Here is a 14,627-nt window from a genome sequence, read left to right as displayed (position 1 = left end):
CGTAATGTGGGCGGGCGCCAAACCTTGCGGGTGGCTCTCGGAGACGCGCGGCTATAAAGAAAGCGCGCGAATTTGGCAAGGGACAGTTGATGAGCGACGTGAACGCGGGCGAGATTTCGGCCGAAGGCAGGCCGAGCGCGGGCGCGGAGCTGGTGCAGAATCTGGCCGAAGCGGCCAACCGACGTCCCCGCCGCAAGGACATCCGTCCGCTGGCCCATCTGCTGCCTTTCGTGCGCCGCCACGTCGGCGACGCCCTGGCCGCCGGCTTCTTCCTGCTGTTCTCGACCGGCGCGACCCTGGGCCTGACGGGCGCTTTCAAGGGCGTGATCGACAAGGGCTTCACAAAAGGCTCGGGCGACGCGATCAACAGCGCCTTCATCGGCCTGGCGGCGGTGGCCCTGCTGCTGGCGGTGGCCACGGCCCTGCGATTCTTCTTCGTCACACGGTTGGGCGAGCGCGTGGTCGCCGACCTGCGGCGTGCGCTGTATGGCCACACCCTGAAGTTGGACCCGGCCTTTTTCCTGAAGACCCGCACCGGCGAGGTGCTGTCTCGGATGACGACCGACATCACCATCGTCGAGCAGTTGGTGGGCACCAGCGTCTCGGTGGCCCTGCGCAACACCCTCAGCCTGATCGGCGGCCTGGGCTACATGGCCGTGGTCAGCCCCAAGCTGGCGGGCTTCATCGTGCTGATGGTGCCGGTGATCCTGGCGCCGATCTTCCTGCTGGGCCGCAACGTGCGGAAGCTGTCGGTCAGCGCCCAGGACAAGTTCGCCGACGCGGTGGGCTACGCCGGCGAGAGCCTCGACGCCCTGGACACCGTCCAGGCCTTCGGTCGCGAGAGCGCGGCCGACAACCGGTTCGGCGGCGCCGTCGAGGCGGCCTACAAGGCGTCGATTCGGCGGGTCAACGCCCGGGCCAGCATGACCGCGGTGGTCATGGCCCTGGCGTTCTGCGGCGTCACCCTGCTGCTGTGGGTCGGCGCGCACCTGGTGCTGTCGGGCGAGATGACGCCCGGCACCCTGGCCCAGTTCGCCATGCTGGCGGTGTTCACCGCTGGTTCGGTCGGCGCCCTGGGCGAGGTCTGGGGCGACGTGCAGAAGGCGGCCGGCGCCATGGAGCGGATCTCCGACCTGCTCAACTCCGAGCCCGGCATCGCCGCGCCTGAGAAGCCCCAGACCCTGCCGGTCCCGGCCCGGGGCGGCATCGCCTTCGAGGGCGTGACCTTCGCCTATCCCGGTCGCCCGGACCTGCCGGCCCTGAGGGGCTTCGACCTGGTGGTGAAGCCCGGCGAGACCGTGGCCCTGGTCGGTCCCTCGGGAGCGGGCAAGAGCACAGTGCTGCGGCTGCTGCTGCGCTTCTACGACCCGCAGGCGGGCGTGGTCCGGCTGGACGGCGTCGACCTGCGCGCCGCCGATCCGGGGCAGGTGCGCGAGCGCATGGCCCTGGTGGCCCAGGACAGCCCACTGTTCTCCGGCTCGGCCATGGACAACATCCGCTTCGGCCGCGAGGACTCCACCGAAGCCGAGGCCCGCGCCGCCGCCGACGCGGCCCAGGCCACGACCTTCATCAACGCCCTGCCCCAGGGCTTCGACACCCCGGTCGGCGAGCGGGCCAAGACCCTGTCGGGCGGCCAGCGCCAGCGTCTGGCCATCGCCCGCGCCCTGGTTCGAAACGCCCCGATCCTGCTGCTGGACGAGGCCACCAGCGCCCTGGACGCCGAGAACGAGCGCCTGGTCCAGAAGGCCCTGCACGACGCCATGAGCCAGCGCACGACCCTGGTCATCGCCCACCGCCTGGCCACCGTGCTCAAGGCCGACCGCATCGTGGTCATGGAGGACGGCCGCGTCGTGGAGCAGGGCACCCACGCCGAGCTCTCGGCCCAGGGCGGCCTCTACGCCAAGCTGGCCCGGCTGCAGTTCGGGGTCGAGGCGGCCTAGGAGCGGATTGACCCGGTCTGCGCAACCCCCGATGGTAAGGCCAAGCTTACCTAGGGGCGCTTCGTGACCGACTATCTGCGCATGATCAATCCAACCGCGTCGCTGACGACCGAGGACGAGGCCACCAACGCGGCGCGAGCAGGCGCCTTGGGCGCGTTCTTGATGGCCGTGCCGGGGCTTGTCGCGTCCGGGGCCATGCTGCTCGACGTGGACGGCTATCTGGAAAAGACGCGCCATGTCATGGCGGCGATGTACGGGGAGAAGAGCGAACTGGTCCAAGCGACCATGTCGACCCTGACGCCGCAACTCATCTACGTCTCGGCCGCCTGGGGGGTGATGCTGAGCTTGGGGATCGTGATCCTGGGCGTGGTCCAGTGGAGGAAACCCAATCTGGTCATCCCCCTGGTGCTCGGGCTGTTCACGGCCTACGGCCTGCTCATGCTGCTCCTGGGATTGATGGGGGCCAATCCGGCGGCGGCGGCCATGGAAATCCCCCTGTGGCGCAACGCCCTGGCGGTGTTGATCGATGTGGCGTGTCTGGTGCTGTTCTGGGCCGGGTTCCGAGGCGGCAGGCGGCTCAGCGCTCTGCGGCGCGCGGCGGTCTAGACCTCCGCCTTCGCCGAGGCCGTCGCGGCGGGGAGGGCGGCCAACAGGCCCTCCTCGCGGCGGATGATGTCGATGTGCTCCAGCTGCAGCCGAAGCTCCTGGATCGCCTTGGTCTCGGGCATGCCCTGGCTTTCGGCCCAGGCGGCGACGGCGGCCAGCGCCTCGCCGATCCGGCCCAGCTGCCGGCCGTAGGTGCCGACCTCGTTCAGCACCCGGGTCTCGACCTCGGGCGCCTTCGAGGTTCCAAGGTTGATGCTGAGCAGGCTGAAATTGCCGAAGGTCCAGGACCACGGATTGATCGTCTGGGTCAGCTGGTTCGGGGCGAGGGCGAGCTTGAAGTCGGGCATGGCGGGGCTCCCGGGGCGAGGAGCGGTAGTATCAATCATGGGGAGTGTTCTGGCTTGAGACACTTTTGAGAAGATGCTCGCCAATCGACTACCCGCTCAACGAATAGGCGCTTCCCTCTCCCCTTGCGGGAGAGGGTGGCCTCCGGAGGAGGTCGGGTGAGGGGTTGAAAGACCTATCCGCCGCGATCAGTCAAAGGCCGGTCGCGGCGTTTTGCTTTTGAGAGACCCCTCATCCGTCGGCTTCGCCGACACCTTCTCCCGCAAGGGGAGAAGGAAGAATCAGGCCGCCTGACGCCCTTCGAGGCTTTCCAGATCCACCCCAAGCCGCTGACGCAGTTCCTCCCGCCCCAGCATCGTCAGCCGGGCCGCGCGGCTGCCGGCGACGGTCTCGATCCAGCCCAGGGCGACCATGCGGCTCAGCAGGCTCACGCCCAGCGGGCCGGCCAGGTGATGGCGGCGTTCGGTCCAGTCCAGGCACTGGCGGGCCGCGCCGCGCTTGGAGCGCATCGCGTCCAGCTCCAGGCCCAGGTCCTCGAACCAGGCGCGGCCGGCGGGCGGGACGTCGTAGAGCTTGCCCTCGACCGGACGGATGATGTCTTGGGCCGCCAGGGCGTCGGTCACCGCGATGCCCAATCGGCCGGCTAGGTGGCCGTAGCAGCAGCGGCCGTCGCGCAGGGCGCGGGCCAGGGGCGAGCGCGGCTGTTCCAGCGAGCGGACGGGCGCGGCCAGCACGGCCAGGGCCTCCAGCACGTGGGCGACCTCGGCGTTGGCCAGGCGATAGTAGCGATGGCGGCCCTCGCGCTCGACGCTGACCAGCCCGCCGTCGACCAGCTTGGCCAGGTGGTTGCTGGCCGCCTGGGCGGTCAGGCCGGCGGCCCAGGCCAGCGCCCCGGCCGGATGGGCCCGGCCGTCCTGCAGGGCCTGCAGCATGGCCGCCCGGCTGGGATCGCCGATCAGGGCGGCGGGGGAGGCGATGTTGGCTTCCATGATCCGATCATAAAACAGCCATCGCGCGGATGCTTCACCCTTGCGTGTAACATCCCGCGGCGTCCTCGGCGAAGATCGGGCCCATGACCAACGTCCGAGTCGCGTCCTCCGCCCGTCCCGCCGGCCTGCCGATGATCCTGCTGGCCGCCAGCTTCGGCTTCACGATCGTCCAGCTGGACGTGACCATCGTCAATGTGGCGCTGGACGCCATCGGCCGCGAGTTCGGGGCGCCGACCGCCAGCCTGCAGTGGGTGGTCGACGCCTACACCCTGCTGCTGGCGGCGCTGCTGCTGTCGGCCGGGGCGCTGGGCGACCGGTTCGGACCCCGCCGGGCCTTCCTGACGGGCCTGGTGCTTTTCGCCCTGTCCTCGGCCGCCTGCGGCCTGGCGCATGACGCCCTGCAGCTGATCCTGTCGCGCGCCGTCCAGGGCGCGGCCGCCGCCCTGCTGGTGCCGCCGTCCCTGGCCCTGATCACCCACGCCGCGGCCGGCGACGACAAGGCGCGGGCCTGGGCCGTGGGCTGGTGGACGGCGGCCGGCGGGGTGTCGATCGCCGCCGGACCGGTGATCGGCGGCCTGCTGATCGGCGCCCTGGGCTGGCGCTGGGTGTTCCTGGTCAACCTGCCGCTCTGCCTGCTGGGCGCGGCCCTGACCCTGGCCTTCGTGCCCGAGGTGCCGCCGCGCGAGAAGCGGCCGCTGGATCTGCCCGGCCAGGTCCTGGGCTTCGTCGCCCTGGCCTGCCTGGTCGGGGCGGTGATCGAGGGCGGGCATCGGGGCTGGGGCGATCCGCTGGTGCTAGGCGCCCTGGTCGCCGGCTTCGCGGCGGCGGCGGCCTTCCTGGCGGTCGAGACGCGCAGCGCGCATCCGGCGGTGCCGCTGGCGGTGTTCCAGAACCGCATGGTCTGGTCGGCGGTGGTGATCGGGGTCGCCGTCAACTTCACCTATTACGGCGTGATCTTCGTGCTGGGCCTCTTCCTGCAGCGGTCGGCGGGCTACGACGTGGTGCGGGCGGGCTTGGCCTTCCTGCCGCTGACGGCGACCTTCATCGTCTCCAACCTGCTGAGCGGGCGCATCGCCCATCGCTTCGGCGCGGCGCGGACCATGGCCGGCGGGGTGCTGGTGGCGGCGCTCGGCTACGCCCTGACCAGCCGGCTGTCGGCGCACAGCCCTTTCTGGGCGATGATCCCCGGTTTCCTGCTGATCCCCGCCGGCATGGGGACCGCCGTGCCGGCCATGACCAGCGCCCTGCTGGCCAGCGTCGACCGCCATTTCTCGGGCACCGCCTCGGGCGTGCTGAACGCCTGTCGCCAGGCGGCGGGCGCGGCGGGGGTGGCGGTGATGGGCGCCCTGGCGGCCGGCGGACCCGAGCGGATCGCCGCCGGCCTGCGGACCTCCGGCCTGATCGCGGCGGCGGTGCTGGTGGGGGCGGCCTGGGTGGCCTGGCGCAGCGAGGGGCGGAAGACCGCCTCGACCGTCGGATAGTCGACCGCAACGGAATGAATTATCGACCGTTTTCGCCGTCGCAGGTGGGAACGGGCTGTTTTTCGTTGGATGAGAGTCCCAGGCGCCGGCGCCGCGGCTTGAAACCCCGCCTGCCTTGAGGTCTGCTGCATCTTGGCCGTTGACCACGGCCGGGAAGGGGCACGGGCATGGTGGACACCCGTGATCAGGGGCGCGCCCCAGACACGCTTGCTCCGGACGCGCCGGACGACATGCGCGAACGGATCGACCAGTTCGACTGGGCGGCGACCCCGCTCGGCGCGCGCGAGACGTGGTCGCCCAGCCTGAGCCTCGCCGTCGACATGATCGTCGCCAGCTGTTTCCCCACCGCCCTGCGGTGGGGCCCCGAACTGGTGTTGATCTACAACGACGCCTACGCGCCCATGCTCGGCGAGCGGCATCCCCACATGCTGGGCAAGACCTTCGCCGAGGCGCCGCCGACCTCGGCCGCCGATTCCGAGGAGCCCGAACGGGCGATCCTGGCCGCCGCCAGCGGCGGCAGGATGATCGAGGACCTGTTCCTGACCACGGTCCAGCCGGACGGCTCGGTCACCGAGGGCTATTTCACCATCCGCCTGAGCCCGATGCCGGACGCCGCCGCGCTCTCCGGGGTTGGCGGGGTGCTGATCGGCCTGAGCGACGTCACCCGACGGGTGAGGGCCGAGAAGGCCCTGCGCGCCAGCGAGGAGCGCTACCAACTGGCCCTGAGGGCGGCCAGCGGCGTGGGCACCTGGGACTGGGACATCGTCGCCGACAAGGTCTATGCCGACGCCCGCTACGCCGTGTTCCACAATGTGGATCCCGAGCAGGCCGCCGCCGGCGTCTCACTGGCCGAATACAGCAAGGCCCTGCACCCCGACGACTTCGCGCGGATGCTTCAATCGGGGCGCACCCATCTGAAGAACACCGGTGATTTCGACGAGGAGTACCGGCTGATCCAGGCAGACGGCTCGATCCGCTGGGTGCAGACCCGCGGCCGGGTCGAGCGCGACGCCAACGGCTGGGCGGTCCGCCATCGCGGGGTGATGGTCGACATCACCGAGCGCAAGCGCATCGAACAGGCCCTGGAGGCGGCCGAGGCCGACCTGCGCATCGCCGTCGACGCCGCCGGCCTGGGCCGCTGGGACCACAATCCCCAGACCGGCGAGCGCTACTGGGACAAGCGCTGCCGCGAGATCTACGGCCTGCCGGACGGCATGATCGAGAACCCGCTCGACGCCTTCGAGCGCCTGGTCCACCCCGACGACCTGCCGTCGGTGATGGAGGCCGTGCGGACCGCCATGGACCCGGCCAGCGACAACACCATCAATCGCGAATACCGCATCCGGCGCGACAACGACGGCGCGGTGCGCTGGATCGAGACCTTCGGCCGGGCCTTCTTCCACGACGGCCAATGCGTGCGCATCGTCGGCGTGGTCTCCGACGTCAGCGACCGCAAGGAGGTCGAGGCCGACCAGGTGCTGCGCGAGGCGACCATGGCCCTGGCCCTGGACGCGGGCAATGTGGGCACCTGGGACTACGACGTCCGCAAGCGCCTGCTGCGCTGGTCCGAGCGCGGCTACGACATGTTCGGCATGACGCCCGGGGCGGACGTCGGCCTGGACGACTTCTACGCCGCCATGCACCCCGACGACCGCGAGGCCACCCGCCAGGCCCTGCTGGCGGCGATGGATCCGGGCCAGCGCGCCGACATCGACGTCGAATACCGCACGATCGGCCGCGACGACCGCCAGGAGCGCTGGATCTCGGCCAAGGGGCGGGGCTTCTTCGACGAGGCCGGCAAGCCGGCGCGGGTGGTCGGCGCCACCGTCGACATCACCGAACGCAAGAAGGCCGAGCTGCACCTGCGGCTGCTGGTCAACGAGCTCAATCACCGGGTCAAGAACTCGCTGGCCACGATCCAGGCCATCGCCGCCCAGACCTTCCACGCCGCCCGCTCGCTGCCCCAGGCCCAGGAGGCCTTCTCGGCCCGCATCGTCGCCCTGGCCGAGGCCCACGACCTGCTGACCCGCGAGAACTGGGAGGGGGCGGACCTGCTGGACCTGCTGGGCCGGCTGGAGGACCTGCACGGCGGGTCCGGGCGCTTCACCACCGAGGGCGGATCGGTGCGGCTGTCGCCGCGCATGGCCCTGTCGCTGTCGATGGCCCTGCACGAGCTGGCGACCAACGCGGTCAAGTACGGGGCGCTGTCGAGCCTGGAGGGCCAGGTGCGGATTTCGTGGGTCGTGGTTCCGGGCGGCGCTCATCCCCGGCTGGTGCTGACCTGGACCGAGAGCGGCGGCCCGCCGGTGTCGCCGCCCACCCGGCGCGGCTTCGGCTCGCGGCTGATCGAGCGCGGCCTGGCGGCCGAACTGTCGGGCGAGGCGCGCATCGACTTCCAGCCGAACGGCGTGGTGTGCCGGATCGAGGCGGGGCTGGACGGGTAGGGGGCTTTCGAACCCCTCTTAATCCGTCATTCCGCCCTTGTGGCGGGAACCCCTCCGTCCGCCGTGCCTCACCGTCAGCTGAACGAGGGGTTCCCGCCACAAGGGCGGAATGACGGTTGAATTGGGGAATTACGCCTGAAACCCGGAAGGGTCGCCTAGGAATCGACGGTCGTCGGCGCCGTCGTCTTCACCGCCGCCGGCTTCAGCGCCTGGACCACCGTGGCGCCCAACGCCAGCAGGGCCATCGGAACCAGGGCCAGCAGCCAGACGAGGACGATCATGGCCAGTTGCAGCACGCTGATCGCCACGACCAAGGCCTTGGACTCCTGGCGGAGGCCTCCCCGGTGGTTCTGCGAACGGAACGTGGTGTGCACGGCGGGCATGGATACTCTCGACTCAACTCTATGTCCCCGACCCGACATAGAGCCTAGCTGCGTCGGAATGCCGCGCAATCAGGTAAAACCCTAATTGGAGCTTTACCGTAAACGAAGGTTGCGGGCGATCTGGGCGTCGCTGCGCCGCAGGCTCACCAGGGCCGCGCCCGCCAGGCCCAGCGGGATCAGGGCCCAGGGCCAGAATCCGGCCACGGCGATCCCCGTCGCGCCGGCCACCAGGGCCGAGACCAGCATTTCGGCGATGGTGGCCATCCACGAGGATCCGCCGCGCCGTTTGAAGTCCGACCGCTTGCCCGGCCGCTGATGCCAGATGTTGATCAGGCCGCTGCTCCAGGCCGCCAGGGCCGCGCCCAGCGCTGTCCAGGCGCCGGCGGCGGGCAGGAACCAGGTCAGGGCGGCGATTGGCAGGAGCAGGAACAGCGCCACCGGGATCAGGGCGGCGGCGATCTTGGCGCGGCGCAGGGTGCGGATCCGGGCCGGCGACACGGCCAGCAGGTCGGGCGCCTCCTCGGCCGACAGGGTGATCCAGGCAAGACTCCCGGCCACCTGTCCGGCCAGGAACGCCACCACCCCCGCGCCGCCCGCCAGGGCCGGGCCGGTCCCGTGGACGGCGTTGCGGCTGAGCAGCAGGGCGGTGGGGATCAGGTACAGCACCCGCAGCAGCACCTGCGACAGCAGGGCCGCGTCACGGCCGATGAGCAGCAGCTCCTTGCGCAGGGTGGCCAGGAACGGGCCGGCGGCGAAGGCGCGGCTGGCCTCGCCCCGGGTCGCCTTGGTCGGCTTTGCGGCGGTCTTGCCCTGGGTGGCGGCCGCGGCGTCCGAGAACCGCCGGCCCAGGGTCAGGGCGGCCAGGGCGAACAGCGCGGCCGATCCGGCCAGCAGGGCCAGCAGCGGCAGGGGCTCGCCCAGCATGGCCCGCAGCGGCAGGCTGACGATCGGCGCCGGATGCAGCCGGCCCTCCTGGGCCTGGCGGGTGATCTCGGCGAACAGGCTGTTGCTCTTCTGGGCGCCCAGGATCGTGCGGGTCTGGCTGACCAGGAAGAAGGCGGCGCCGACCAGGGCCGCCAGCACCTGGGCCACGGTGCGGGTGCGGCGCGGGCCGATCAGGGCGAACAGGGCCATGGCCAGCAGCAGGCCGGCGGCGGTCGAGGCCAAGGCCAGGGCGCCCAGCACCCCGAACACCCCGATCCAGCCCGGATGCCCCCAGATCACCGACGGCCCCAGCAGCGGCGTGACGATCAGCAGGAAGACGGTGATCACCCCGCCGGCCACGCCCAGCGAGCGCACGAACAGCACCTTGGCGGGCCCGATCGGCGAGGAGAACAGCAGGTCCAGGTCGCCCCGGTCGTACAGCGCCTCGCTCGAGGCGCTCAGGGTCTGGGACAGCATCAGGGTGAAGATCACCAGGCTGCCCAGGGCCGCCAGGCTGATCGAGATCGGATTGATCGGGACCTCGACGTCATGCAGGCCCAACGCCGCCAGCACGCCGCCGCCCAGCATCATCGCCCCGACCACGATCAGGCTGATCAGCCCCCGCGCGCCCTTGCCGGCCCGGCCGGCGCGGAAATTGCGCCAGTAGATCCGCATCTCGTGGGCCAGCAGCCAGAGGATCGAGCCCGGCGCGATCAGCGTCACGCGGCGGCTCCGTTGGCGTCGACGGCGGTCAGCTGAAGGAAGACGTCTTCGAGGCTGGAGCCGCCCTTGCCCTCGCCGGCCTGGGCCCGCAGGGCGTCCAGCGTGCCCTCGGCCAGCAGGCGGCCGCCGGCGATGATGCCGATGCGGTCGGCCATCCGTTCGGCCACTTCGAGAATGTGGGTGGTCAGGATCACCGATCCCCCGGCCCGGACCCGATCCTGCAGCATGTCCTTGACCAGGCGGGCGGAGGCGGCGTCCAGGCCGGTCAGGGGCTCGTCGAGGATCAGCAGGCGGGGATCGTGGATCAGGGCCCCGGCCAGGGCGACCTTCTGCTTCATGCCGCGCGAGAAGCCCTCGCAGCGCGTCCGGGCCTCGGCCGCCAGGCCCAGTTTCGAAAGCAGCGCCTCGGCCTGGGCCTTGGCGGCCTTGGGCTCGACGTTCCAAAGGCCGGCCACGAACTCCAGATATTCCAGCGGCGTCAGCCGGTCGTAGACCATGGCCTCGTCGGGAGCCCAGGCGGTGATCGCCTTGGCGGCGGCCGGATCGGCCCGGGCGTCGATCCCGAAGACGCTGATCTCGCCCTTGTCGGGCTTGGTCAGGCCCGCGACCATCCGCAGGGTGGTGGTCTTGCCCGCGCCGTTCGGGCCCAGCAGGGCGTACAGCTCGCCGGCGTGGACGGTGAGGTCCAGGTCCATGACCGCCGGCTTGGTGAAGGTCTTGTCGAGGCCGCGAACGATCAGAGCTTCGGTCAAGCGCGGCGTCTCCCCTGGTGCGGGGTCATGTGAACGCGATTGGCCAAAGGGTTCAAGCGGTGCGGTGAACACTTGCCCCCTACGGGCCTTCGGCCGTCTTCCCCACAGGGGGAAGAGGAGTCCTGCGCGCGTCCTCCGCCCCCCAATGAGGGCGGACAGACCGCCGCGCGCGGATCGCCTCTTGACTCATTTCGACGATTAGCTAATCGTCTTATCATGAGCCAGGTCTTCAAAGCCCTTTCCGATCCGACCCGCCGGCGGGTGTTGCACCTCCTGCGCAAGGGACCGATGAGCGCGGGCGAGCTCAGCGACCAGTTCGACGTCTCCAAGCCGACGATGTCGGCGCACTTCGCGGTGTTGAAGGAGGCCGAGCTGGTGCACGCCGAGAAGGCCGGCAAGTCCGTGATCTACCACCTGAAGCTCTCGGTGCTCGAAGAGGCGCTGCTGGGCTTCGTCCACTCGTTCGGCCTGGGCGCGGAGGAGCCCCAGGCCGAACCCACGAAGGAGCCAGCACGATGAGCAAGGACACGATCCACCGGGAAATGACCGAGGGCCTGGCCTGGGCCGGCGGCATGATCGCCCTGGCGCTGGGCGCGACCCTGGCGCGCAGGCTGGGCGCTATCGACGCCGACACGGTCCTGAGGCTGGTCATCGGCGTCAACGGGCTGATGGTCGCCTGGTACGGCAACCGCATGCCCAAGACCTTCGTCCCCAGCGTCCGGGCCCAACAGGCCAAGCGGGTCGGCGGCTGGTCCATGGTGCTGAGCGGTCTGGCCTACGCCGCGCTCTGGGTGTTCGCGCCGATCCGGGTGGCGACGTTCGGCGGGTGCGCGGCGCTGATCGCGGGGATCGCGGTGACGGTCGGCTATTGCCTGTGGCTGCGGGCCAAGGCCAAAGCCGTCTAGTTCGGCCGCCCGTCCGGCTCCAGCTCGAACGCCGCGTCCAGGGCGACCTCGTCGACGACGGTCCCCTTCAGCGCGGCGTCCAGCACCTCGCCCAGCGAGCTCCAGACGAAGGCCAGCTGCTCCAGCACGGCCGGCAGGCGCTCGGGCTCGAAACCCGGATAGAGGTCGGCGACCAGCCACAGGCCGGTCAGCACGTCGAAGCCGAACCGGCAGCCGATCATCCGGAACTGGGCGCGGGCCACGGTCTCGAACAGGGCGTCCAGGCTGCGGGCCTGATCCAGGTCGGCCTGGTCGAACACCTGGCAGCGCACCTGCAGCCAGTCGCCCTCGGGGAACAGGTAGAAGGCCCCGCCGTCGTCGGACCCGGACACCTCCAGGCCACGGTCGATCTCGGCGACGACATAGCCCGCCTCGCGGCAGGCGTCGGCGATGTCCTGGAGGTTGATGGGGGTGTCGTCGGCCATGGTCGGATCCGATCGTTGGTGTTGAGGAGCCCTAGCTCCGGTAATCCCCGTTGATCGCCACGTACTGCTTGGTCAGGTCGCAGGTCCACACCGTGGCCGAGCCCTTGCCGACGCCGACGTCCACCGAGACCTCGAACTCCTGCTTCTTGACGTACTTGCTCATCGCCGCCTCGTCGTATTCGGCCGAGACCAAGCCGTCGCGGGCGGCGTAGAGGTCGCCGAACTTGACGCTGATGCGCTCGCGATTGACCGGCTCGTCGGCGCGGCCCACGGCCATGACGATGCGGCCCCAGTTGGCGTCCTCGCCGGCGAAGGCGGTCTTGACCAGCGGGCTCTCGGCGATGGTGCGGGCGATCTTGCGGGCCGACAGCGGGCTCTCGGCGCCGTTGACGGTGATCTTGACGAACTTGCTGGCGCCCTCGCCGTCGCGGACCAGCTGCAGGGCCAGGTCCAGCAGCACGGCCTCCAGCTTCTCGCGGAAGTCGGCCAGGCGGCGGTCGCCCGCGCGGTGGATCTTGGGCGCGCCCGACTTGCCGGTGGCGAACAACAGCAGGGTGTCGTTGGTCGAGCGGTCGCCGTCCACCGTCACGCAGTTGAAGGTGGTGCGGGTGTAGAGGCTGACCAGGGTCTGCAGGGCGGCCGGGGCGATGGCCGCGTCGGTGGCCACGAAGGCCAGCATGGTGGCCATGTCGGGCGCGATCATGCCCGAGCCCTTGGCGACGCCCGCGATCCGGACCTCATGGCCGTCGATCACCGCCGTGGCGTAGGCGCCCTTCGGGAAGGTGTCGGTGGTCATGATCGCCGAGGCCGCGCCGGCCCAGGCGTCCTCGGTGAAGCGGGTCTCCACCTCGCGCAGGTTCGAGATGATCTTGCTGTCGTCCAGGATGACGCCGATCACGCCGGTCGAGGCCATCATCACGTCGCGCTGGCGGCAGTCGAAGCGCTTGCCCACGGCCGTGGCCACCCGGCGCACCGCGTCGGCCCCCGGCTTGCCGGTGAAGCTGTTGGCGCAGCCGGCGTTGACCACCAGGGCGCGGACATCCTCGCCCTTGCTGGCGGCCAGCTGACGCTTGCACCAGTCGACCGGGGCCGAGCCGACGCCGTGGCGGGTGAACACGCCGGCGCAGCTGGTGCCCTCGGCGAAGCGCATCAGCAGCATGTCCTCGCGGGCATGCTTGTAGAAGCCGGCCCGGCCGGTGGCGATCTCGACCCCGGCGATCGGCGGGATGGTCGGGAACGGCACGGCCAGCGGCGAGACGGCCAGGCCCGGCTTGCCCGGAGCGGGCGAGGCGGCGGCCGGCTTGGCGGCCTGGACGGCTTCGGGCGAACCCTGGCTGGCGTCCTTCTGGGCGCGGCGCAGGCCGGCGCGCTTGAGGGCGGCGGTCAGCGGGTCCAGCGCCCGCTCCAGGGTGTGGCCGACGCTGGCGCCGACCTGGCCGACGATCTCGGCCGGGGTCGAGGCGGGCGCGGCCTTCGCGGCGGCTTTCGGAGCGGCCTTGGCGGTCTTCTTGACCGCTGGCTTAGGAGTCTTGGTCATTTCTTGGCCGGAGCTTGAGCGGCGGGAGCGGACGCTGGCGGGGCGTCGTCGAGGTCGGAGGAGGGGGCCTGGTCGGCCGAGCCGGGAGGCGCCGAGGCCGGCTCCTGCGGGGCGCCGGGCACGTCCTGGGGCTTGCCGGTCAGCATCTCGACCTTGGAGCCGCCGCGCAGCTTCTCCAGCAGGTCGCGGACCTGGTCATAGGTCAGGAAGCGCACGATCTGCGGCCGGGCGGCCTCCAGCGTGATCGGTTCCTCCAGGCGCTTGTCCTCGACGCGCAGCACGGCCCAGCCGCCCTCGGTCTGGAACGGACCGACTAGCGCGCCCTTCTCGGCGCCCTGCAGGGCCCCGGCATAGGCCGGCGGCATGACGTCGACGGTGAAATAGCCCAGGTCGCCGCCGTTGAAGCGGGTGGCCGGGTCGGTCGAGCGTTCCATGGCCAGGGCGTCGAACGACGCGCCGGCGATCAGCAGCTTCTTGACCGCCTCGGCGTCGGCCTGGCTGCCGACCAGGATCTGGCGGGCGCGGATCTCCTCCGAGCGCTTGGACAGCTTCTGCTGCTCGGCATAGAGGCCGCGGATGGCGTTCTCGTTGACGGCCTTCTCGACGACGCTTTCCACCAGCATGTCGCCCAGGATGCGCTCGCGCGCGGCGGCCAGGCGGCGCTGGGCCACCGGATCCTTGTCCAGCTTCTGCTTGAGGGCCTCTGAGGCCAGCAGCTTCTGGTCGATCACCTCGTCCAGGCGCTGGCGGAACAGGTCCGAACCGATGTCCAGCGGCTCGCCTTCGCTGATCAGCCCCTGGGCCACGGCCTCGCGCTTGACGTCCGAAGCCCACACCGTGTGCCCGTCGACCCGGGCGACGGCGGTGTCGCCGGGTTCGGGCGGACGCTCGTCGGCCTTGTTTCGGCCGCAGGCGGCGATCAACAGGCTGAGGACCAGGATGGCCGCGAGGCCATACGCACGAGGCTTACCAATATTCATCTGGGGCCGATCTCCGGCTGACTATTCCTCAGCGCTCTAGCGCGGTTTATCGCCAAGAGGAAACAGCTTCGCGATATGGATCGGAAAACGCGCGAAGCGGTTAAACCGGGCGCAAACCGTAACCACGGGCCCCCGCCTCGCGTTGACACCCGCT

General features: G+C 70.7%; 14 protein-coding genes. 6 read left to right on the top strand and 8 right to left on the bottom strand.

Going from position 1 to position 14,627, the window contains the following annotated elements:
- Nucleotides 1-86: 86 nt before the first annotated feature.
- Both AC1DMQ_RS05745 and AC1DMQ_RS05740 read left to right on the top strand, forming a co-directional pair.
- A complete protein-coding gene (locus AC1DMQ_RS05745) occupies nt 87-1,940 on the top strand; it encodes an ABC transporter transmembrane domain-containing protein (protein ID WP_477032589.1) in 1,854 nt (617 codons plus the stop codon).
- Nucleotides 1,941-2,003: 63 nt separating this feature from the next.
- A complete protein-coding gene (locus AC1DMQ_RS05740; RefSeq protein WP_477032588.1) occupies nt 2,004-2,546 on the top strand; it encodes a hypothetical protein in 543 nt (180 codons plus the stop codon).
- On the opposite strand, the gene AC1DMQ_RS05735 is transcribed toward AC1DMQ_RS05740, so the two are convergent.
- Entirely contained in the window at nt 2,543-2,893 is a 351-nt protein-coding gene (locus AC1DMQ_RS05735; RefSeq protein WP_477032587.1) for a hypothetical protein, read from the bottom strand. The two genes, AC1DMQ_RS05740 and AC1DMQ_RS05735, sit on opposite strands and share 4 nt — an antisense overlap.
- 279 nt (nt 2,894-3,172) lie before the next feature.
- Nucleotides 3,173-3,880 (bottom strand): ArsR/SmtB family transcription factor, encoded by a 708-nt coding sequence (locus AC1DMQ_RS05730; protein ID WP_477032586.1) that lies wholly within the window; start codon nt 3,878-3,880, stop codon nt 3,173-3,175.
- Nucleotides 3,881-3,963: 83 nt separating this feature from the next.
- On the opposite strand from AC1DMQ_RS05730, the gene AC1DMQ_RS05725 reads away from it, so the two are divergent.
- Complete coding sequence (locus AC1DMQ_RS05725; RefSeq protein ID WP_477032585.1) at nt 3,964-5,361, top strand: MFS transporter; 1,398 nt, start codon at nt 3,964-3,966, stop codon at nt 5,359-5,361.
- A 167-nt stretch (nt 5,362-5,528) separates the two neighbouring features.
- The gene (locus tag AC1DMQ_RS05720; RefSeq protein ID WP_477032584.1) at nt 5,529-7,805 is read left to right on the top strand and encodes a PAS domain-containing sensor histidine kinase; all 2,277 of its coding nucleotides are present in this window, start codon (nt 5,529-5,531) and stop codon (nt 7,803-7,805) included.
- Between the two features lie 155 nt (nt 7,806-7,960).
- Here the strand turns inward: AC1DMQ_RS05720 and AC1DMQ_RS05715 are convergent, their stop codons facing one another.
- The 3 genes from AC1DMQ_RS05715 to AC1DMQ_RS05705 all read right to left on the bottom strand — a co-directional run bounded on the left by AC1DMQ_RS05715 (nt 7,961) and on the right by AC1DMQ_RS05705 (nt 10,530).
- Nucleotides 7,961-8,188: a hypothetical protein gene (locus AC1DMQ_RS05715; RefSeq protein ID WP_477032583.1), complete on the bottom strand. Its 228-nt coding sequence runs from the start codon at nt 8,186-8,188 to the stop codon at nt 7,961-7,963.
- A gap of 93 nt (nt 8,189-8,281) precedes the next feature.
- Nucleotides 8,282-9,835, bottom strand: a complete 1,554-nt coding sequence (locus tag AC1DMQ_RS05710) for a hypothetical protein (RefSeq protein ID WP_477032582.1) — start codon at nt 9,833-9,835, stop codon at nt 8,282-8,284.
- On the bottom strand, nt 9,832-10,530 hold the full coding sequence (locus tag AC1DMQ_RS05705; protein WP_477032716.1) for an ABC transporter ATP-binding protein: 699 nt from the start codon (nt 10,528-10,530) through the stop codon (nt 9,832-9,834). The genes AC1DMQ_RS05710 and AC1DMQ_RS05705 overlap by 4 nt, the downstream gene beginning before the upstream one ends.
- 273 nt (nt 10,531-10,803) lie before the next feature.
- Here AC1DMQ_RS05705 and AC1DMQ_RS05700 point away from each other — a divergent pair, with 273 nt between their 5' ends.
- Nucleotides 10,804-11,106, top strand: coding sequence for an autorepressor SdpR family transcription factor (locus tag AC1DMQ_RS05700; RefSeq protein WP_477032581.1), 303 nt, complete (start codon nt 10,804-10,806; stop codon nt 11,104-11,106).
- Nucleotides 11,103-11,492, top strand: a complete 390-nt coding sequence (locus AC1DMQ_RS05695) for an ammonium transporter (RefSeq protein ID WP_477032580.1) — start codon at nt 11,103-11,105, stop codon at nt 11,490-11,492. The genes AC1DMQ_RS05700 and AC1DMQ_RS05695 overlap by 4 nt, the downstream gene beginning before the upstream one ends.
- Here AC1DMQ_RS05695 and AC1DMQ_RS05690 read toward each other — a convergent pair.
- Genes AC1DMQ_RS05690 through AC1DMQ_RS05680 form a run of 3 tightly spaced genes read right to left on the bottom strand, consistent with a single transcriptional unit; the run spans nt 11,489 to nt 14,473 of the window.
- Nucleotides 11,489-11,956 (bottom strand): hypothetical protein, encoded by a 468-nt coding sequence (locus tag AC1DMQ_RS05690; RefSeq protein ID WP_477032579.1) that lies wholly within the window; start codon nt 11,954-11,956, stop codon nt 11,489-11,491. The genes AC1DMQ_RS05695 and AC1DMQ_RS05690 overlap by 4 nt on opposite strands.
- A 31-nt stretch (nt 11,957-11,987) precedes the next feature.
- Nucleotides 11,988-13,493, bottom strand: a complete 1,506-nt coding sequence (argJ, locus tag AC1DMQ_RS05685) for a bifunctional glutamate N-acetyltransferase/amino-acid acetyltransferase ArgJ (RefSeq protein WP_477032578.1) — start codon at nt 13,491-13,493, stop codon at nt 11,988-11,990.
- A complete protein-coding gene (locus AC1DMQ_RS05680; RefSeq protein ID WP_477032577.1) occupies nt 13,490-14,473 on the bottom strand; it encodes a peptidylprolyl isomerase in 984 nt (327 codons plus the stop codon). The genes argJ and AC1DMQ_RS05680 overlap by 4 nt, the downstream gene beginning before the upstream one ends.
- Nucleotides 14,474-14,627: the final 154 nt, after the last annotated feature.

Source organism: Caulobacter sp. 05L422 (genome assembly GCF_056397765.1).
Note: the sequence above shows the minus strand (reverse complement) of the source record. Positions and strands in the feature narration are given on the sequence as shown.

Coding starts and splice junctions, on each gene's coding strand:
- AC1DMQ_RS05730 (WP_477032586.1), bottom strand. CDS start 3,880: ATGGAAGCCAACATCGCCTCCCCCGCCGCCCTGATCGGCGATCCCAGC.
- AC1DMQ_RS05695 (WP_477032580.1), top strand. CDS start 11,103: ATGAGCAAGGACACGATCCACCGGGAAATGACCGAGGGCCTGGCCTGG.
- AC1DMQ_RS05705 (WP_477032716.1), bottom strand. CDS start 10,530: ATGGACCTGGACCTCACCGTCCACGCCGGCGAGCTGTACGCCCTGCTG.
- AC1DMQ_RS05720 (WP_477032584.1), top strand. CDS start 5,529: ATGGTGGACACCCGTGATCAGGGGCGCGCCCCAGACACGCTTGCTCCG.
- AC1DMQ_RS05700 (WP_477032581.1), top strand. CDS start 10,804: ATGAGCCAGGTCTTCAAAGCCCTTTCCGATCCGACCCGCCGGCGGGTG.
- AC1DMQ_RS05715 (WP_477032583.1), bottom strand. CDS start 8,188: ATGCCCGCCGTGCACACCACGTTCCGTTCGCAGAACCACCGGGGAGGC.
- AC1DMQ_RS05690 (WP_477032579.1), bottom strand. CDS start 11,956: ATGGCCGACGACACCCCCATCAACCTCCAGGACATCGCCGACGCCTGC.
- argJ (WP_477032578.1), bottom strand. CDS start 13,493: ATGACCAAGACTCCTAAGCCAGCGGTCAAGAAGACCGCCAAGGCCGCT.
- AC1DMQ_RS05725 (WP_477032585.1), top strand. CDS start 3,964: ATGACCAACGTCCGAGTCGCGTCCTCCGCCCGTCCCGCCGGCCTGCCG.
- AC1DMQ_RS05680 (WP_477032577.1), bottom strand. CDS start 14,473: ATGAATATTGGTAAGCCTCGTGCGTATGGCCTCGCGGCCATCCTGGTC.
- AC1DMQ_RS05735 (WP_477032587.1), bottom strand. CDS start 2,893: ATGCCCGACTTCAAGCTCGCCCTCGCCCCGAACCAGCTGACCCAGACG.